Here is a 17,347-nt window from a genome sequence, read left to right as displayed (position 1 = left end):
CGAAACGCCCAATCCGATTTAGATGAAAGGTTTGCCGCCTGTAACGGCGATCGTCGCCCCGGAAACGTAGCTTGAGAGTGGATCTGCGAGCATCACGTAGGCGGTCGCAAGCTCTGCTGGCTGTCCGGGACGTTGCATTGGCGTCTGCTTGCCGAAATTTCTTACGGTTTCGTCCGGCATGGTGGATGGAATGAGCGGCGTCCAGATCGGCCCCGGCGCCACGGCGTTTGCGCGGATGCCTTTATCAGCCAGCATCTGCGCCAGCCCGCCGGTGAAATTCTGGATCGCCCCCTTTGTCGTAGCATAGGCCAGCAAGGTTGGGTTCGGCATATCCGAATTGACCGAGGCGGTATTGATGATCGCACTTCCGGGCTTCATGTGAGGTACGGCAGCCCTCGTCAGGTAGAACATCGCATAGATATTTGTCCTGAACGTTAAATCCCACTCCTCATCAGAAATGTCGCCGATGTCCTTGAAGGTCGCTTGATGAGCCGCGTTGTTAACGAGGATGTCGATCCCGCCCAATTCCCTTACCGCCTTATCGATAATCACGTCGCAATGGCGCCGATTTTGGATGTCGCCCGGGACCATTATGGCCTTGCGGCCTTCGCTTTCGATCAAAGCCCTAGCCTCGAGGGCATCCTCGGTCTCATCAAGATAAGAAATCAAGACGTCAGCACCTTCGCGCGCGTAGGCCAAGGCGACAGCGGGGCCGATGCCGCTGTCGCCACCCGTTATCACCGCTCTCATGCCCTGCAATCGACCGAACCCTTTGTAACTGCTCTCCCCATGATCAGGACGAGGCTGCATGACATCCGTTCGGCCCGGCATCGGCTGTTTCTGAGAAGCAAACGGAGGCACGGGGTAAGAATGGCGCATGAATCAACTCCTAGATAGGTACCAAACCGAAAACGCTTGACTTGATGCAGCGTTCCGCCCTCGGCGACATCAACCTGCCCCACCAACGAAGGGCGCTTGAGCAGCGCCTTTTTCCTGCATCGGCCTCGGGTCTGCGGCCGCCAAGCGCGTCGCTTTCAAACTCGCTCTTTGCCTGGTACCAGAAGTAATCGGCCTTACCTTCCGGGCGGCCTTGCCTTTCCCAAAATTTGTGAATGTACTCTGGTTTGTGAGCGTGCTCTGCGACGTGTTCTTAAGAATATCGGGAGCATCGGCCCTCTCCTCAAAAACGGATACCTATAGCGGCGACCACTTGGGAACAGTTAGGTAGGCGATAGTATCGATCGCTAAGGTTGCTGCTGCTTGCGGCCTCTCGCTAATTTGTTGCACCGCCAAGCGCTGTCTTATTTCCAACTTCGTTGCTGGGGACACTAACATGGACTTCGTGTCCCTGGCGGATCGCAAGGGATGCTGCGGCGACGGCCGCTTCGAAAGCAGACTCCTTGGTCAAGAATTTCCCTTCCACGTCTCCGTCGTGCAGGACGCCCCAGCCATCATCAGATTCGATGACCGCATAAGTTGCTAAACCCATAGTGTGCTCCGAAATATTTATCGATCACAAACCACCGCTAAATTCTTGCTCCCAAAAGTGTCCCGCTCGGCCGGTTCTCAAAGGCAGCCGCTTAATCATCGCCACCGCGCCAGTGCTTGGCCAATCAGAAATGCTGCCAACAACATGCCGAGCAGAGCGGTCCTGGTCATGCGCCAGCTCGCTTCGCTTCACCAGCGAGCCGCGTCGCTATCTCAAAGATATGCTTCCCTGCAGATCCCCGAACTCCGGCCGTCGCCCGTCCGAGCAAGTTGGAGAATTTCGGTTCATCCATTTTTCTTATGACCGGCCGCAGCTATCCCTTTACGTTCACACGGGACGCGTCTCTGTCCTCGCGTTGCAGGTGAAAGCGGGCGGAGACTAATGATCCTCCGCCCGTGCGTCAGGCCGCCTTGGCGTTGACGGCGGTCAGGGCCAGCTTTGAGAGCGCGTCGTCTGTCTTTTTTTCTTCCGCGAGGGTCTGATCAAGCAGCTTCACAGCGTCCTTAAGACCGAGCGTGTTTGCCCAAGTTCGCAGAGTGCCATAGCGGGAGATTTCATAGTGCTCCACAGCCTGGGCTGCTGCCAGAAGGCCAGGATCAAGCCCCGCAGTGTCAACGTATTCCTCCATAATCTCCTTGCCTTCATCGAGGATCCCCTCGATCGCATCGCATTTCTTACCCCGGGCAGCCTTGCCAAGGTGTTCGAAGATCTGTTCCAGGCGCTCGATTTGCACTTCGGTCTCCGCCTCATGCTTCTCGAACGCGGCGCGAAGCTGGTCGGAGCTCGCGGCCTTGGCCATTTTGGGCAGCGCTTTGTAGATCTGCTTTTCCGCGTAATAGATATCCTTGAGGGTATCGAGGAAAAGATCGTTGAGGTTTTTCTCGGACATCTCGTTCTCCATTGGTTGGTACGGCCGTCTAAAAACACGAGGCGGGGATACTGGTTCCAATAGCCGCAACGTTCGAATTTTTTGCGTGCGCCAAGCCACGCTGTAGCCCCGACGGGAACCAGGCTGGAGAGCCGTAGTTGGAAGGCCTGTCATCAATCGTCATTTTAAGGGAGGTGCGCCATCCGGCCGGTCACGGTTACGTCCGCGACCTATGATCGCGAGATCGCGTTAGCCGTAGCGAGGCACACAAATTCTGCCTTCGAGCAGGCAGCACGCCATCTGTACCCGACCAATTGTCTCATTTGCAAACCACTGTGACGGATGGCATCAAAACCGCCGCATCAACAATCGGAGAAGCAATCGAAGGAAGGAAGGAAGGAAGGAAAGCGGCAACGCTTGATGTACTGAGTAAGCTACGCGAGAAGCTCCAACGTCGTTGCATTACGACTCAAGTTGAGGGAGTGGGCACGCCGAGCTTCTCTCGTAATACCGTTCCGGGGGCAGTGCAGGCCAACATGACGCTGACTCCCGTCAACGTTATTTCGCCTTGGACCACAGTTGTCCCATTGGGCCGCTGGCTCCATAAATCGGGTCCTTACCCGGCTTGCTAACCTTGGCAATTCTTTTGATTGCTTCTGGCCGGGCGCGGCTGTCGGTGCATTCGTCGTACGTTCCTTGCTCGGGATAGGCTCCTACCACTTGAAATCCTCGACTTGCCTTGATGAGACGATGTCCGGTTCCAGCTGGCAGCACCACGACGTCCCCTGGATTGAGCGTCAACACGCGCCCCTTTGGCCCCCCAAATTCTAGGGCGGCACGGCCTCGCGCCACCCCAAGAACCTCGTGAACCTGCGAATGGTAATGCACAAAATCGTAGACAGTGTCCCGCCAAGACCGGCCCCAACCATTTTCGGCGAAGATCGCATCCACGATCGTTGCAGCTTTAAAACGCCTTGTCGCAATGTTGATAGCTCCCCGGTAGAGCAACGCAGGAAAACGGGGATTATTGGGAATGAGACCGTCGTCCGAAAACATCATCGAAAGGGGTTTTCGCGGTAGGACAAAGCTGGACAGCGCTTCCATGTCTGGACGGTTTTCGACCAGCCTTCTACCGATGTTTTTGATTTGGTCCTTGAGCGGCATTGATCTCTCCCGAAGCGAAGCGCACCGCGATCTCAAAATATCAATGGCCCCTTAGCGTGGGCTCCAAGATCGTATCGGTGTCGCGAAGTCGCATGGTTCGGAAACCGCACGATCAGAGTTCTGTTCCAATTCGCCGCTTCAGTCGCCGCCGATCTGTGTAGAGCGGCCGCGAGCTTCTCGCGTTGCTGCTCCCAGCCCCGTCGGGTGGCCCTCCCCCATGAAATTCGCCGCAGCCGCCCCTACGCTACTCCCGAAGGCCGCTGAAAGAATGACCTCTAAGACCGAAAGAGGCCGCCTTCGCGGGAGGCCTCTCGGAACTTTGCGAGCCTAATAGCTACTTTTTGCCGTGTTCTTCCATATGGGATTTGCTGGCCTCTGCGGTGTGATGCGCGGCGTGATGTCCGTGACCGCTTGCGGTGTGCGCGTGGTGAGCCGCTTTCTCGTACTGCCCACTCTCACGATGCTTAGCGGCTTCGTTATGATGGCGCGCGGCATGAGTGTGGTGCTCGGCTGCGAGGTGTTCGGCTGCTTTCTTCGACATAAGCGTCTCCTCTAAGTCCGGCAATCTGGAGAAAGCAGAACGTGCACTCGGAGGTAAGGTTGCTTTTCTTCTAGGGAGAACGAGTTACCGCAGCCAGGGTTTAATGAAAAAAGCCCCCTCTATCGTCGGCCGGCCAGGACGGCAAGGCCGGACCACGACGCTTACGCAGTGACCAAGGGACCATCCGTAGCATAGACATGGCGGCAACCGGCTATTCGTCGATCGAATGTTGCGGAATATCAAACATCTGTTTGGCAGCCCGGCAACTGCTACGGGAACGCTGAGCCGGTCAGCTGGCCCTCTCGAACAGAGAATCGCTCGACGACGGCAACCCTTAGTGCAGCATGGTCAACTCACGCATCTTCTTTCAGCAGATGAGGTGTCCACTCCCCAGATCTGGCTACGGAGGACAGTTGTCGTGCCCTTCGTCAAACGGCTTGCTGCTTCGAGATCGCCAGCCGAGTGTTATCGGTTGATCGGGTGGAGACGGCCGGTGATGCCGGCGAATGCCTTTGAGCCAGATCAGCAGCGCCTCCCAGTGGATACCTGCGATCACTTTCAATGTTAGCAGAGGATAAGCGCAAAAGGCCCGCGCGAGCCCTGCATCGGTCAAATTCTGGCGGGCTGCAGCGAGCTTGGCGATCAGCAGCGGCCCTTGCATATCGTGGCCGATGACCGAAACTGCCAAATTCTTCCCGGGAGGCACGACAGAAAAGGAATAAACCATGTCGGTGCTCATGAAGGGCGAGACGTAAAAGGACTTTTGGCTTTTCTGACGGATTGGCACCTTCGTGTCGCGGGCAACGGGAATGAGATAACTGTGACGCTCACCGAACGTGTTGCTGACCTCGTATAAGATCGCCGAAATCGAGTTATCCCGCCTGTGGCAGAAATAGATGCTGAGCGGATTGAAGGCATATCCCAGGATGCGCGGCATGGTGAGAAGCCGGAGCGGGCCGCCGGCTTCGATGCCGGCCTCTCGCAAATGCCGCTCGATCCTGGTGCGCGGCGACGCGGTCTCTCCCTCGCCGTAATCCCGATCATGGAAACTGAAGAGGTTGAAGCGATTGTGCGAGAAGAGATGCAGCCTGCCGGCAAGCATGTCGACTTCATCAAGATCGAGAAGCATGTAGAAAATGCTGTAGCGCAGCCGATGCTCTCTTGGCCGCAATCGGTGATGCATCACCGACCCGGTGTAGAGGGCCGAACGGATGCCCGACATCAGGCTGCCTCCGTTTCAGGCGTGACGAGCACGGTCTCATGAACATGGATGCGGCCGGATTGGTCGGCGACCGTCCAGGGCCGGCGTCCCCCCCCAAGGGCTTCAGCTACGGCAAGACCGGCCTGTAATCCATCCTCGTGAAAGCCGGCGCCGAAATAGGCGCCGCAAAACCATGTATTGCGCTCGCCCTGCAACGACCAAAGCTCTCTCTGCGCTTGCATCGCCTGCGCATCGAAACGGGGATGGCTGTAGCGCATTTCCCTGAGAACAGCGTTGCGTGCGATCTCCCGGTGGGGATTGAGCGTGACGAACAGCGGCCGCTCACTTTCGATATCCTGAAGACGGTTCATCCAATAGGTCACTGCGAGCTTGCGACCTTCATCGTCGTCCCTGGCCATATAGTTCCAGCTCGACCAGACCCGACGGCGGCGCGGCATCAAGTGAGGGTCCGAATGAAGCACTGCATCGTTGTCGATATAGTCGAAGGCGCCAAGCAGTCGCCGTTCTTCGCTGCTCGGATCAGTAAGCATTTGGAGCGCCTGATCCGCGTGAGTGGCAACCACCACCTGATCGAAACGGCGACCAACACCGTCATATCCGACGACATCGGAACCGTTCGGAGTGCGGACGATTGTACGGATCGGATAGTCGGACACCACTTCGGCTACGGCGTCAGTCAGCACTCGCACATAGGAGCGGCTGCCGCCGCACACGGTGCGCCAGATGGGGCGGCTAGATAGTTTCAGGAGGCCGTGGGTGTCGCAAAATTTTATGAACGAAGCCGCTGGATAGGCGCCGATCTTTGCGGCAGGCGTGGACCAAATGGCGGCCGCCATCGGATAGAGGTGATCGTTGCGGAATCCCTCTCCATAGCCGGCGGCGTCGAGATACTCATCGAGCGTAATCAAGCCCAAGGCAGCCACATTGCGTGGCGCCTCGCGATAGAAGCGCACGAGGTCGCGCAGCATCCGCCAGAATCGTGGGCTGATCGCGTTTCGACCCTGCGCGAACAGACCCAGAAGGCCGGCTCCGGAATATTCAAGCCTGCCATCGTCAAGCGAGACAGCAAATGACATGTCGGACCGCTTCGTGGCGACGCCTAGGTGCTCAAAGAGTGCTGTCAGGTTTGGATAGGTGGATTCGTTGAAGACGATAAAACCAGTATCTATTCCGACACCCGCGGCATCGACCGTGTGGCTATGCCCACCCAGGCGGCTATCGGCTTCGTAAAGAACAACCCGATGTCGTTTTGAAAGCAGCCACGCTGCGGATAGGCCGGAGATACCGCTCCCAACAACAGCAATGTTGAGGCTTCCGCTGTCCGCCGCCGCGGAGTTAAAGCTGTTCATTTTATCACTCGCAGCAATCTTTCTCGTCAAAGGGCTTCCCTCCACGCGCTAACCTGCCAATATTTACGGAACACAGCGCGCATTAGATCACTTCATGCGTGATCCGATCGGGGGCGGCGAGCGTATGAAAGGCAAATGGATGCTGCAAGATTACATCTCGACATCAGGCGCAGGCGGCAGGTCCGTCCGGCGGCGAGGCTAATTGTTTTGAACGAGAGCATTCAAAATGAGGTGTTGCCCTCGCCTGTAGAGCTGATCCGCCTGCTAGATGCCGTTGCGCAGACACAGGACCGCAAGGCGTTCGCGCAGCTCTTCGCCTATTTCGCGCCGCGTGTGAAAGGCTTCCTTATTCGGACCGGTCTCGCGGAATCGGTTGCCGAGGAAGTGACCCAGGAAGTCATGATCGCGGTATGGAGAAAGGCGTCCTATTTCGATCCGAGCCGGGCGGGCGCGTCGACATGGGTGTTTACAATTGCTCGTAACCAGAGGATCGACCGGCTGCGCCGCACGCGCTCCCGGACAGCCGATCATCTCTTGGATCTGAGTGACGAACCTGACACGCCGCCGTCGGGCGAAGATATTGTGATCATGGCAGAGCGGGAAGAAGAGGTCCGGAAGGCGTTGGCGACCCTATCACATGAACAGGCAACCATCGTGAGACTCTCTTTCTTCTCCGAAACGCCGCATGCGGAGATCGCTCGAGAGCTGGGCATCCCGCTCGGCACCGTAAAATCTCGCGTTCGGCTCGCATTGAACCGGCTGCGAAACATATTGGACCGCGATATATGACGATTAACCATCACCCCAGCGACGAAACGCTTCTGCGTCTTGCGGCCGGAGCGTTGAGCGCCGGCCCCGCGCTAGTCATCCGCGTCCACCTGGAAGGATGCGCCGTCTGCCGCGAGCGCTTAACCCGGTTCGAGGCTGTGGGCGGGGCGATCCTCGACGAGATGCGCTTGGCTCCGCTTGCTGAGGATTTGTTCGGACGGACCATGGCGCGGCTGGAAAGCATTCCATCCACGCTGGCGAAAGAACCCGGGCCAGGGAGACAGCCGGACCTGGGCATCGAAATTCCTCGTGCGATGCGTCACTGCGAGATTGGTCCCTGGAGATGGCTTGGCCCCGGGTTCAGATGGAGCAAGGTCAAAATCGCCGGAAGTCCACATGCCAAAGTCATGATGCTCAAGGGTAAAGCGGGGCTTCATTTGCCTGCCCACGGACACACCGGCATGGAGTTTATGCAGATTCTGTCTGGATCGCTGTCGGACGAGCGCAGTCAATATTTTCCCGGCGATCTCGACGAAGCCGATCATGAAGTCAATCACCGGCCTGTTGTCGGCGAGAAGTCTGATTGCGTCTGTCTCGCTGCTTTGGAAGGAGATACGCGCCTCCATGGGTTTCTTGGACGCCTCCTCCGTCCGATCGTGGGATTTTGAACGGTGGTGGCGGCAAGGCCGATCAGATTCCTTTGGCCCGCCACGGTCGTATGAAGGCGTTTCACGAGGTGGTGAAATTGGTCGTTTGGGAAAGCCGTAGCGAAATTATGCCAGGTTGGACGGTAAGGGACAGGTTCGCATGACAGTGTTTATCGCAGTCGTTGTGCTTGCGATTTACCTTTCACTGACCATGGCGGGAGCATGGTTGGTTGCGCTTCGAACCGGCCAGTCAGGATGGATCGACGCAATATGGTCCTTTGCCACAGGCGTGTTCGGCGCTGCGGGCGCTCTTCTTCCTTTCGACGCGGGGGAAATTTCATCGCGTCAAATACTCGTGGCAGTACTGGCGCTCTTATGGTCGCTGCGTCTCGGCATCCACATCGTGACGCGCACCGCGCGTGGCGGTGATGATCCTCGCTACCGGCACTTGCGCGAACGGTGGGGAAGTGCCTTCAGATCGCGCCTGTTCTGGTTCCTGCAGATCCAGGCTTTGGCTGCGTGGGTACTCGTCCTCTCGATCATAATCGCGGCGCAAAATCCGACACCTGGCCTGAGGGGCCTCGACTGGCTCGGAATTGTCATCCTGATTGCGGCCATTGTCGGGGAAACGATCGCGGATCGCCAGCTTTCCACCTTTCGCCTTGCCCCCGGAAACCAGGGAAAAGTTTGCGACGTCGGGCTTTGGGCTAGGTCACGCCATCCAAACTATTTTTTTGAATGGGTGGGATGGCTGGCTTATGCCGTGATCGCGGTCGATCTCACAGGCGCCTATCCGCAAGGGTGGATAGCTTTTGCCGGACCGTTGATGATGTATTGGCTCTTGGTTCACGCCTCCGGCATTCCGCCTCTCGAAGGGCACATGCTGCGCTCGCGCGGCAAGGCTTTCCGAGAATACCAGCGTCGCGTCAACGCATTCTGGCCGGGCCCGCAGAGCGCCGCAGCTGCTAGCAGCAAAGAAGATTTTTGATGAGCCTGATTTCCTCGGCAATACGCGTCGCGGAACGCCGTCCGCTTCCCGACTCGATGACGCGAATGGGCATCGAGTTTCTGGTCGGGCGCACAAGAAGTAAACTTGCCGCTGCAAGCGATCGCGAGGAACTCGATTTCGCGCGCGCGATGGGAGAGTGCCCGATTGCAACACATGCGAATGCCGCCAACGCACAGCACTACGAATTGCCGCCCGAATTCTTCGCCCTCACCCTCGGTCCAAGTCGCAAATACTCCTGTTGCCTCTATTCGACGGGACACGAAACGCTGGCCGAGGCCGAGCGCTTGGCGCTTGAGGAAACGGTTGCGCATGCCGGTCTTGCCGACGGACAGTCGATCCTGGAACTCGGCTGCGGCTGGGGCTCGCTGACGCTGTTCATGGCTGAACGTTTCCCACGCACGAACATCACCGCGGTTTCGAATTCACACTCTCAACGGCTTCACATCGAGGCGGAGGCCGTCGCCCGCGGTTTGGGAAATATTCGCGTCGTCACGGCCGACATGAACGTTTTCGAACCAGCCAGCACATACGATCGGGTAGTGTCGGTCGAAATGTTCGAGCATATGTCCAACTGGCGGAATTTGCTCGCGCGCATCAAGACATGGCTTATACCCCAGCAGGGGCGGCTTTTCATTCACGTCTTCAGTCACACGCGTAGTCCCTATCGCTTCGACCATAACAACGAGGCCGATTGGATCGGGCAGCATTTCTTCACTGGCGGAATCATGCCGAGCCATGGCCTGGTCCAGCAGTTTCCAGACTGCTTTGCAGTCGAACAGGACTGGCGCTGGAACGGTAGTCATTATCAGAAAACGGCGATTGACTGGCTGGCGTGCTTCGATGCAAACCGCCCGCACATTGATCGCGTTCTGAGTAAGGTCTATGGAGCGGACGCGGCGCTTTGGCGTCGACGCTGGCGTCTGTTCTACCTAGCGACGGCAGGACTTTTCGGGCATGCCGGTGGTGAAGAATGGGGTGTGAGCCACTACCTCCTGTGCCCGGCATAACGCATAGCGCTCGTGATCTTAGTCCGGAAAATCGGGCGGCGAGTTGCTGCTTACGCCGCTCACGATGATCCGATGGTAGCGACCTGCAACTTGATCGCGCTTGTCGTCGCCTCCAACCAGCCCTTCTATCCGCTCTATGTCTATTGAACCGTCAGCGAATAGATTTGGCCGACCTTCTTCACGTTCCTGTCGACGCCATTTTTCCTAGCGGTGCCCGCGCTAGCTAGGCGATTGCCAACGGCAGGGCGTGCGCTTCTCCCACTTACCGGTATCGCCAATACGGTTCCGAGCGCAAAAGTGTTCGGGCAGCCATCGGGCGTGGAACTTTTTCTCATCCCTTGGGCGCTAATTGCCGCGACCTTCTTTCGACCTTCGGAAAGGCTGGCCACCTTCATTCTCGTTGGGCTCGCGATAATGGCTTACCTTGGCCTCGATGGCGCATATGGCGCTCCCGTCCACCTCTACTCGATCTCAGAATACCGAGCCTTTCTCAGATTGAACGTCATGAGCGCTGGCATCCTCACTGTGTTCGTCGGACTTTTCGCATCGGAAATGTTAAGCCGACGTCCTTAAGCTCGTCAGGATGAAGCTGTGAAGGCGCGCGTGATCAGAAGGCCGATGGTTGCGGCAGCCGCCGTCAGAAACGTTCCCCAGCATAGATCTGCGATCGTCACCGCGAGCGGCCAGTTCCGCAACGTCGCCTGGTTGGTCAGATCGTAGGTCGCATATGCAACGAAGCCGAGGAATGCACCGTAGAACGTTGCCGTTGTTAAACGCTCGCTGGCGATGGCCGGTGCAATGGCGAACACCACAATGCCGGCAACGTAGATCAGATAAAAGAGAATCGCCGGTACCAGCCGGAAGCTATCTAGCAGCATTTCGCCCATCAACGGTCGATATAGCCGCTGCGACGCAAACGTGAGCCAGATCGCGTCGATTGCGAGAAATACCAGACCCGTCGCGACATAGGCGATGCCATAAGTTTTCAATGTGTTCTCCTTGCTGATTTGAGCCTGAATATCTTACGCGCTGGCGAGATAACCGGATCACTCTGCGCCACAACGGGCATCTCGTCCGGCAAGTCCGTATATCCACGCGCATTGTTTCTGTCGTCCACGTTCCTGCAGATTTTCATAAATGATCGCTGAACCTAGACTGCAACCGATATGGCCGCGCTGCGCCTGTGGTGGGAGGATGCGGGACTTTTCGGCACGAGCCAGAGAAGACCGTACGTGGCACCCGCGGACATCATCACCCTGATGTCCTGCAAAATCCGGCGAAAGCCATGTAACTCGCGGCCAGCTCAGCCACCCGAGAAATTGGTCAATCCGTTGAGATAGCCAAATCCGGGGCCAGTGACGGCGCGATTCCGCCGGAGCAAAAACGGTCCGCTAATGACGCCAAGGTACGCCTGTATCCAGGCCACGGCCCCTCAAGCCGATCGAAGCGGATAAAAGTCAGGCGTAGCTGTCGTATCATCAGCCGCACGCCACGAAATTAGGGGCACGTGGGGGCACCAACCGACTGAGCCCCACCCCATTTCGTTTCTACGGCTGCAGTTTGGCGTGAGCGGCGGGTTGATGCCAATCATTGTAAATGGCGGGACCGTCGGCCCCTGAAGGCCCGTTTGGTTTTGGGAATGCGCCAAGTTGCAGGGGCATTGGTTTCAGAATTTGACGACCGTTCGCAAACCCAGAACGGCGGCATCTTTCAAGACCACGCCTGACGTCGAGCTCGAGGGGCTTGTTGCTCCGCCTCCCGGCCGGACGATGTATTGGACATTCGGTTGCAGGGACCAGCCAGGGCGGATTTCGTATTGATACGCCATCGTGATCATAACTTCGGATGTTCTCACGGGCCAAGACGGGTCGACGTACAAGCGATAATCCGCGTCCAGCATGCGAGCTTGCCGCGAGACGCGCGTGTAACCGATCGAGACGCCAAACTTGTCGTTCGGCCGCGCGTCGCTTGGCCCAATCCATTCGAACCCGCCATCACCATAGAAATCGACCAGATTACGGTCGGGCGGACTGAACGATGCGCGCGCAAAAACACCGACGCCGCGATCGTCATTGCCTGGTACGCGATATAGCTGCTGCTCCAAGACGGCCCATAAACCGTAGTTGCCTGATAGATACGCCGGAATGCCCGACGTAGTCGGATCCGCGAGAGATCGCCCGTCCGCCGCAAAGCGCTCGTCAGCGAAGGCGCCAAAATGACCCCAGCCGCCAAGCTTTAGGGTGCCGGCGAGATGCTCGTCACCTTTGTGATTGTTCCACGCGTATTGCAACTGCCCCAGGAGAAGCGGCGGATCATTGATACGGAAATTGACGCCGTACCGATTCCGCAGCTGCGGATCGTCCAACCCGGGTCCCGAGGAATCGCCATTGAAAATCGCGCCCTGAACTGTCCACGACTCCGACAGGTTGACCTGGAACCGCGCTCCGAGCGCAGCTAGAGGCGGTGACGGTCCGCCGCTCGGAAGGTTGATCGAGGTGATAGCCGGCCAGCCAAGTGAGGCATTGGTGAAAACGTCAGTGTATTTGGTGTTGAAGAATTCGCTATCTGCGGCCAACTGTCCGACTTTGAGCGATGCGAGGTTGTCTCCCCACTTTTGCTCGAACCACATTTCGTAGAGACGTGTAGTCGGTAGGGCTTCGATGCCGCTCACGACCATAAAATTCTGGAGATAGCTGCGCGACAGCCCATCTCCGTGAATCTGAAACAGGTTGGCGTGAAATGTCAGTTTCGACAAGCCAACGAGCTTTTCGAGATCCGCGTCAACCGCGAGATTGAGACGCCCCTCATATATGGCGCCTTTGCGGACGCCGCCGGAGATGTTGCCAAGCGTCTCGCCAATGTAAGTCGCCGCGAACTTGACGCCGCGGTCAACAAAGGGATTTGGCAGCACTCCCAACGTCGTCTCTTCGATGGTACTCTGGCCGGTGTCCGGATCGGCTGGCTTGTCGTCGTCGGTCTTTTTGTCTTCCTGCGCCCAAGCGCCAGCCGGGACAACGCATCCAAGCAGCACGTATATGCAAAGGCGACACACACGGGCGCGGGCGCGCTGGGTCCGGCGGGGTGCGAAGACCATCACTCTTCCCGCGCGCGGATATGTTGGGCGATCTTTTCCACATTGGTTTCGCCGGCGAGGACATCGACCTTTTGCTCTTCTTCGACATCTAGCTTTTGGGCCACCTTGCGCAGGAGCCGCAGGATCGCCGTCGCTTCCTCTTCAGCCAACAGGTTGATTTGCAGGTCAAGGTGATTGCGACGGTCGGATTGCAGATCATTAGCGCTCTGCCGGATCAGCACGAAGGATGTGAGCAAGACGGCTTCGAGAGCGAGCACGGCGGACAACAACGGAAAGGGGTAGGGGTCGAAGGGGCTCGGAAGACTGAGAGGACCAGCATTCAGAACTATCCACGCGACAAGACAGGTGCACTGGAGAATAATGAAATACGCCGTGCCGACAAACCAGCCGACCGTATGAAATGACCTTTGCAGCGCCGACATCGACTGCTGGTCGTCATGTTCAAGCTTCAGGATGGACTCGATATTGCGAGCATCCGAACCTGAGCGTTTGACTGGCTGAGCGGAAGACAAGCTAACCGACCGCCTTGTCGGCGGCCTTTCTGGCCTGCTCGCCGGTGCGCTGAACCGAGTCCTCGCCGATCTTTTCCGCTTGTGCTCGCAGCTCACACTTGGAGCGGATTTCCTCGAGCTCCTCGTCGGTAAGGTGTTCAATGCCGACGAAGGAATTGTGGGCCGCGCTGACCCGGATTAGCTCATCCAGTTTGACTTGAATCGCCGCGCTGTCGCGATTCTGGGAATTCTGAATCAGAAAAACCATCAGGAAGGTAACGATGGTAGTTCCCGTGTTGATCACCAATTGCCACGTATCCGAATATTTAAAAATCGGACCCGTGACCGCCCAAATCACCACCACGGCCGAAGCCAGCATAAAGGTGCTTGCCCGACCAGCAGCCTGCGATGTCTTGTTGGCGATATCTCCAAAAAAGCGAGCGAAGCCGTTGACTTGGTCCGCATTGGAATGGTCAGGCACAGATGTAGCCTCCGTAAAGCATGTGCGACACTTCAGCACACATCGACTGTCAGGGGAAAGCGAGATTGATCTTCGCAGCTGCGAAATCGGGTTCGAGTTCCCTAGCCAAAAATCAGCCGCCAACCGTGCCCCAACGGGATCGCACCGTCAGGTGCGTCCGCCATTTCGGGCTTGGCGAACATAGGGTCGCGGCTTTGAGATATACCTTGAACTTGCGCTGCGAGATGATCGCGCGCGCCGTCGATTTCTTAGAGATATCTGCGGTCGGTACTGTCAACCGGAGCGTTCAGGTCCCGCGCTGAAGGCCTCGAGGTCGAATGATGAAGCGCATACTTCGGCACTTCATTCCGTTTCGGAACGGGAGACGATCTGAAGCTCGCAATTGCTGTTGCAGACGGCAACCGATGGCCGTTCGGCTGATTGCAACTCACAACCGGCATCGTCAAGGGGCCGATGCGCTTTGCCGGTCGCTTCGCCTAGCGCCACAAAGGCATGAAAAAGGCCATATCGAAGTTCGAACCGCCGGAAGGCTGCGCCCGATTGTGCCGCAATGGAACCTTCCATCAGATTGATCATTTTTCGCGGCGGAAGGCTGCTAACTTTAGGGATATCGCCATGAACAAAGTCACCTTCGCCGCCGCGACCGTCCTAGCAGTCGCGCTCGGCGCGACGAACGTCTTTGCACAATCAGTCGGGGAAAAGACGGGAATGAACTCCGTCTTAGGCGTGGCGCCTACCACTGCCGACTTCGTCAAGGAGGCCGCCCTAAGCGACCTGACTGAGATAGCGACCAGTAAGCTCGCGCAAGAGCGCGGAGATGCTGATGCTAAGACATTCGCGTCCCAGATGATCACGGACCACACCAAGACATCCGAAGAGCTGAAGGCCCTGGTTGGCGGCGACGTGAAGGCGGCGCTGCCAACGGTCCTTGACGAAACGCATCAGAAGAAGGTGGACAAGCTAAAGGACGCCAAAGCGGACAGTTTCACGTCCGACTATGCCGCAATGCAGCTCAGCGCTCACAAGGACGCCGTGTCGCTCTTCGAGCGCTACGCCAAGGGGGGCGAAGATCCGAAACTAAAGGATTGGGCCGGTAAGACACTCCCCCACCTTCAGCATCATCTCGAGATGGCGCAGAATCTGAATAAAAAGAAGTAACTGGAGAACACGATGGGACTGGCATCATACGAGGTGATCGAAAGCGGGTTGGGGCGTGCTCCATGACGGAAATGTGGAGGGTACCTTCGAAACGAAGGAACTGGCTTTTGAGGCGGCGGTCTCCGCAAGGTGCGCTCACCTGCGTTTACGCGCTTGCAACGCATCGGCGCATGCGCAGCAGCGAGGAGCAACGCAGGGTGAGAGAAAGGTTGGGCAGTCCCTACCCGGCAATCACCATTGCACCGCGAACACCAAACAGCGCCACGGGTAGTCCAGGGGAGCCCAGAGGACAGGAATGCGGCGCTTCCCTCAGCGCCATGGAAGGCGGATCGGACACATTATAACTAACCATATAATAACGGCGAATACGCAATCGCGAGGAGAATAAGCGCCAGCGGAAAAGCGGCTGCAATGAAGATTATATGGATGTTGCGAGTTTACATGGTTACGACACCGAACAATGGGAATTCCGTTCCAATTCCGCCCTCAGACGTCGCCGCCATCCTTGGCTCGTCGTAGCGAGACACCCAGCTTCTCGCGTTGCTGCTCCCACCGCCGTCGCTCCGCTTCCGCGCGCTTGTCGATTTCGTCTCGTTCCGCCTGGAACGCAGCCTCCCTCGCGTGGTGCTCCTTCTCAGCCTCGTCAAAGGCTTCCCGCGCTTTCGCGAACTTCGCCCCTCTCCGCTTTCGCTCCTTGGTTCTGGCCAGCTCCTCCTTGCGCTGCTCGGCTTCGCGTTTCCGCTGCTGTTTGTCGAAGGCGGCCGCGGCCCGACGTGCTTCCGCGTTGTCAGCTTTGGCCGCTTTGACTGGAGGCGGTGCCCGCTTCCGCGGCGCTGACACTTTCTTTTCGGTCCCCAAGTCCTTCGGAAGTCCGCTCGTCTCCTTGAACGCGCCATTGGTGCCGACGGGTCTCCGCAAGACAATGCCCGGATGCTTTATTGTAGCCGACACGATCGCTGGATCGTCGGTCTGTTGGGCGAACCCTTGGTGAAAAAGGTTGCTGTCGGCGCCCCAAATCTCGAGCGCGGCCTTCATGGACGGTGCAGCTACCGCCAAGTCGAAGAAGCCGATCGATGTCTGGTAGGTCTTGAGCTTCCGAGCCATATTACCACGTACTCACAACATCACATGAACCCGAGGGGCAGTATCACGGCTTGATAGCCATGCTCTTCTTTAGTGGCCGGCACTTGCGCGATGAGCCCCGACTTTCAAGGATGAAAGATTAAACTTGGTGGACGCTAAAATAACGCTATCAAAGTGAGCATAGAAGCACATCGCTCCGGGAAGTCAGAAGCGTCGGCACGAGCGCTCTAAGTCCCCTGGATTGTGATCGCCGCTTACCGTTCCGGAGCGTCCGCAGATTTCCCTGGTGATCTCGGGACAGCTGAGCCCTCCTGTAGTGGTCAGCCCGCAAGATCCCATCGTCAGTTGCGCGCGCAGCCGCTGCACTTTCGCACAGATTCTCTTCGTCATTTACGAAGGTCATGATTTAGCTCCCGGAGTTCTGCGGGGGCCTCGTGCCAATGCAATCGATAGTATTAAGTTCCATCTCCGTCGCTTCATCTGTGGGAATAAATACACCGACACTAAACGGTAGAACGAGTACGATCCAGGCATCACCTCCAAATCAACAGGCACTCGGTGACTGAGGGCCCTGTAATGCTCCCGCCGCAACGAGGAGTATTTATGGTGATTTCATCGGGCGAAACGAACGTACTGGTCGTCGAAGACGAGATGGTTCTGCGTATGCGGGCCGTCGATATTGTGGAGGACGCAGGATTTACGGCAGTCGAAGCAACCAATGCTGATCAGGCCATCAGCGTGCTCGAAGCACGATCCGACATCTCGCTTCTCTTTTCAGACATTCAGATGCCAGGGAGCATCGACGGACTGAAGCTCGCACACGCCGTTCATGAGAGATGGCCCGACATCAAGATCATCCTCGTTTCTGGTCAGATCAATCCGTCGGCTGAAGAGAAGCCGATCGTGTCCCAAGTGGTGGTGTAGGTTTTTGGTCTGATGCCGCTCGCGAAGCGCGCTTTTCCATAGCGCTGTAGCG

The 17,347-nt window shown here is 57.5% G+C and carries 20 protein-coding genes; 6 read left to right on the top strand and 14 right to left on the bottom strand.

Annotated features, from left to right (window positions below; all coding sequences use genetic code 11):
• Nucleotides 1-18 precede the first annotated feature (18 nt).
• From AC1RLZ_RS29495 to AC1RLZ_RS29460, 8 genes are all read right to left on the bottom strand, one after another.
• A complete protein-coding gene (locus AC1RLZ_RS29495) occupies nucleotides 19-879 on the bottom strand; it encodes an SDR family oxidoreductase (protein WP_493191560.1) in 861 nt (286 codons plus the stop codon).
• 10 nt (nucleotides 880-889) lie between these two features.
• A complete protein-coding gene (locus tag AC1RLZ_RS29490; protein WP_493191593.1) occupies nucleotides 890-1,114 on the bottom strand; it encodes a DUF2934 domain-containing protein in 225 nt (74 codons plus the stop codon).
• A gap of 159 nt (nucleotides 1,115-1,273) precedes the next feature.
• Entirely contained in the window at nucleotides 1,274-1,489 is a 216-nt protein-coding gene (locus AC1RLZ_RS29485; protein ID WP_493191559.1) for a hypothetical protein, read from the bottom strand.
• A gap of 400 nt (nucleotides 1,490-1,889) precedes the next feature.
• On the bottom strand, nucleotides 1,890-2,378 hold the full coding sequence (locus tag AC1RLZ_RS29480; RefSeq protein WP_493191558.1) for a YciE/YciF ferroxidase family protein: 489 nt from the start codon (nucleotides 2,376-2,378) through the stop codon (nucleotides 1,890-1,892).
• Nucleotides 2,379-2,915: 537 nt separating this feature from the next.
• Nucleotides 2,916-3,521 (bottom strand): cupin domain-containing protein, encoded by a 606-nt coding sequence (locus AC1RLZ_RS29475; RefSeq protein ID WP_493191557.1) that lies wholly within the window; start codon nucleotides 3,519-3,521, stop codon nucleotides 2,916-2,918.
• 334 nt (nucleotides 3,522-3,855) lie between these two features.
• The gene (locus AC1RLZ_RS29470; protein ID WP_493191556.1) at nucleotides 3,856-4,062 is read right to left on the bottom strand and encodes a hypothetical protein; all 207 of its coding nucleotides are present in this window, start codon (nucleotides 4,060-4,062) and stop codon (nucleotides 3,856-3,858) included.
• Nucleotides 4,063-4,462: 400 nt separating this feature from the next.
• Nucleotides 4,463-5,284, bottom strand: a complete 822-nt coding sequence (locus tag AC1RLZ_RS29465) for a DUF1365 domain-containing protein (protein ID WP_493191555.1) — start codon at nucleotides 5,282-5,284, stop codon at nucleotides 4,463-4,465.
• Entirely contained in the window at nucleotides 5,284-6,633 is a 1,350-nt protein-coding gene (locus tag AC1RLZ_RS29460; protein ID WP_493191554.1) for an NAD(P)/FAD-dependent oxidoreductase, read from the bottom strand. Before AC1RLZ_RS29460 ends, AC1RLZ_RS29465 begins: the two co-directional genes overlap by 1 nt.
• A 135-nt stretch (nucleotides 6,634-6,768) precedes the next feature.
• Between AC1RLZ_RS29460 and AC1RLZ_RS29455 the strand changes: the two genes are divergently transcribed.
• The 4 genes from AC1RLZ_RS29455 (at nucleotide 6,769) to AC1RLZ_RS29440 (ending at nucleotide 10,064) form a co-directional block, all read left to right on the top strand.
• Nucleotides 6,769-7,422: a sigma-70 family RNA polymerase sigma factor gene (locus AC1RLZ_RS29455; protein WP_493191553.1), complete on the top strand. Its 654-nt coding sequence runs from the start codon at nucleotides 6,769-6,771 to the stop codon at nucleotides 7,420-7,422.
• On the top strand, nucleotides 7,419-8,069 hold the full coding sequence (locus AC1RLZ_RS29450; RefSeq protein WP_493191552.1) for a ChrR family anti-sigma-E factor: 651 nt from the start codon (nucleotides 7,419-7,421) through the stop codon (nucleotides 8,067-8,069). The genes AC1RLZ_RS29455 and AC1RLZ_RS29450 overlap by 4 nt, the downstream gene beginning before the upstream one ends.
• Nucleotides 8,070-8,208: 139 nt before the next feature.
• Nucleotides 8,209-9,036 carry a DUF1295 domain-containing protein gene (locus AC1RLZ_RS29445; protein ID WP_493191551.1) on the top strand — a complete coding sequence of 276 codons (828 nt, stop codon included), beginning with the start codon at nucleotides 8,209-8,211 and terminating at the stop codon, nucleotides 9,034-9,036.
• The gene (locus AC1RLZ_RS29440) at nucleotides 9,036-10,064 is read left to right on the top strand and encodes an SAM-dependent methyltransferase (RefSeq protein WP_493191550.1); all 1,029 of its coding nucleotides are present in this window, start codon (nucleotides 9,036-9,038) and stop codon (nucleotides 10,062-10,064) included. The genes AC1RLZ_RS29445 and AC1RLZ_RS29440 overlap by 1 nt, the downstream gene beginning before the upstream one ends.
• Nucleotides 10,065-10,642: 578 nt before the next feature.
• Here AC1RLZ_RS29440 and AC1RLZ_RS29435 read toward each other — a convergent pair.
• The 5 genes from AC1RLZ_RS29435 to AC1RLZ_RS29415 all read right to left on the bottom strand — a co-directional run bounded on the left by AC1RLZ_RS29435 (nucleotide 10,643) and on the right by AC1RLZ_RS29415 (nucleotide 14,706).
• The gene (locus tag AC1RLZ_RS29435; protein WP_493191549.1) at nucleotides 10,643-11,053 is read right to left on the bottom strand and encodes a DUF2177 family protein; all 411 of its coding nucleotides are present in this window, start codon (nucleotides 11,051-11,053) and stop codon (nucleotides 10,643-10,645) included.
• Between the two features lie 677 nt (nucleotides 11,054-11,730).
• Nucleotides 11,731-13,158 (bottom strand): carbohydrate porin, encoded by a 1,428-nt coding sequence (locus AC1RLZ_RS29430; protein ID WP_493191548.1) that lies wholly within the window; start codon nucleotides 13,156-13,158, stop codon nucleotides 11,731-11,733.
• Nucleotides 13,158-13,670, bottom strand: coding sequence for a DUF1003 domain-containing protein (locus AC1RLZ_RS29425; protein ID WP_493191547.1), 513 nt, complete (start codon nucleotides 13,668-13,670; stop codon nucleotides 13,158-13,160). Before AC1RLZ_RS29425 ends, AC1RLZ_RS29430 begins: the two co-directional genes overlap by 1 nt.
• Before the next feature lies 1 nt (nucleotide 13,671).
• Nucleotides 13,672-14,130 carry a low affinity iron permease family protein gene (locus AC1RLZ_RS29420; protein WP_493191546.1) on the bottom strand — a complete coding sequence of 153 codons (459 nt, stop codon included), beginning with the start codon at nucleotides 14,128-14,130 and terminating at the stop codon, nucleotides 13,672-13,674.
• 342 nt (nucleotides 14,131-14,472) lie between these two features.
• On the bottom strand, nucleotides 14,473-14,706 hold the full coding sequence (locus AC1RLZ_RS29415; RefSeq protein WP_493191545.1) for a hypothetical protein: 234 nt from the start codon (nucleotides 14,704-14,706) through the stop codon (nucleotides 14,473-14,475).
• 39 nt (nucleotides 14,707-14,745) lie between these two features.
• Between AC1RLZ_RS29415 and AC1RLZ_RS29410 the strand changes: the two genes are divergently transcribed.
• Nucleotides 14,746-15,288: a DUF4142 domain-containing protein gene (locus tag AC1RLZ_RS29410; RefSeq protein ID WP_493191544.1), complete on the top strand. Its 543-nt coding sequence runs from the start codon at nucleotides 14,746-14,748 to the stop codon at nucleotides 15,286-15,288.
• Nucleotides 15,289-15,774: 486 nt separating this feature from the next.
• On the opposite strand, the gene AC1RLZ_RS29405 is transcribed toward AC1RLZ_RS29410, so the two are convergent.
• Nucleotides 15,775-16,392, bottom strand: a complete 618-nt coding sequence (locus AC1RLZ_RS29405) for a cell envelope biogenesis protein TolA (RefSeq protein WP_493191543.1) — start codon at nucleotides 16,390-16,392, stop codon at nucleotides 15,775-15,777.
• 582 nt (nucleotides 16,393-16,974) lie between these two features.
• Between AC1RLZ_RS29405 and AC1RLZ_RS29400 the strand changes: the two genes are divergently transcribed.
• Nucleotides 16,975-17,295 carry a response regulator gene (locus tag AC1RLZ_RS29400; protein ID WP_493191542.1) on the top strand — a complete coding sequence of 107 codons (321 nt, stop codon included), beginning with the start codon at nucleotides 16,975-16,977 and terminating at the stop codon, nucleotides 17,293-17,295.
• The last annotated feature ends 52 nt before the right edge of the window (nucleotides 17,296-17,347 follow it).

The organism is Tardiphaga sp. GW822-FHT04G09 (assembly GCF_058800725.1).
The sequence above is the reverse complement of the archived record's forward strand: the minus strand, read 5'-3'. Positions and strand labels throughout refer to the sequence as shown.

Excerpts from the sequence above, each read along its gene's own strand:
- AC1RLZ_RS29465 (WP_493191555.1), bottom strand. The coding sequence starts at position 5,284 with ATGTCGGGCATCCGTTCGGCCCTCTACACCGGGTCGGTGATGCATCAC.
- AC1RLZ_RS29400 (WP_493191542.1), top strand. The coding sequence starts at position 16,975 with ATGGTGATTTCATCGGGCGAAACGAACGTACTGGTCGTCGAAGACGAG.
- AC1RLZ_RS29410 (WP_493191544.1), top strand. The coding sequence starts at position 14,746 with ATGAACAAAGTCACCTTCGCCGCCGCGACCGTCCTAGCAGTCGCGCTC.
- AC1RLZ_RS29440 (WP_493191550.1), top strand. The coding sequence starts at position 9,036 with ATGAGCCTGATTTCCTCGGCAATACGCGTCGCGGAACGCCGTCCGCTT.
- AC1RLZ_RS29415 (WP_493191545.1), bottom strand. The coding sequence starts at position 14,706 with ATGATCAATCTGATGGAAGGTTCCATTGCGGCACAATCGGGCGCAGCC.
- AC1RLZ_RS29450 (WP_493191552.1), top strand. The coding sequence starts at position 7,419 with ATGACGATTAACCATCACCCCAGCGACGAAACGCTTCTGCGTCTTGCG.
- AC1RLZ_RS29430 (WP_493191548.1), bottom strand. The coding sequence starts at position 13,158 with ATGGTCTTCGCACCCCGCCGGACCCAGCGCGCCCGCGCCCGTGTGTGT.
- AC1RLZ_RS29460 (WP_493191554.1), bottom strand. The coding sequence starts at position 6,633 with ATGAACAGCTTTAACTCCGCGGCGGCGGACAGCGGAAGCCTCAACATT.
- AC1RLZ_RS29405 (WP_493191543.1), bottom strand. The coding sequence starts at position 16,392 with ATGGCTCGGAAGCTCAAGACCTACCAGACATCGATCGGCTTCTTCGAC.
- AC1RLZ_RS29480 (WP_493191558.1), bottom strand. The coding sequence starts at position 2,378 with ATGTCCGAGAAAAACCTCAACGATCTTTTCCTCGATACCCTCAAGGAT.
- AC1RLZ_RS29445 (WP_493191551.1), top strand. The coding sequence starts at position 8,209 with ATGACAGTGTTTATCGCAGTCGTTGTGCTTGCGATTTACCTTTCACTG.
- AC1RLZ_RS29495 (WP_493191560.1), bottom strand. The coding sequence starts at position 879 with ATGCGCCATTCTTACCCCGTGCCTCCGTTTGCTTCTCAGAAACAGCCG.
- AC1RLZ_RS29470 (WP_493191556.1), bottom strand. The coding sequence starts at position 4,062 with ATGTCGAAGAAAGCAGCCGAACACCTCGCAGCCGAGCACCACACTCAT.
- AC1RLZ_RS29455 (WP_493191553.1), top strand. The coding sequence starts at position 6,769 with ATGGATGCTGCAAGATTACATCTCGACATCAGGCGCAGGCGGCAGGTC.
- AC1RLZ_RS29485 (WP_493191559.1), bottom strand. The coding sequence starts at position 1,489 with ATGGGTTTAGCAACTTATGCGGTCATCGAATCTGATGATGGCTGGGGC.
- AC1RLZ_RS29475 (WP_493191557.1), bottom strand. The coding sequence starts at position 3,521 with ATGCCGCTCAAGGACCAAATCAAAAACATCGGTAGAAGGCTGGTCGAA.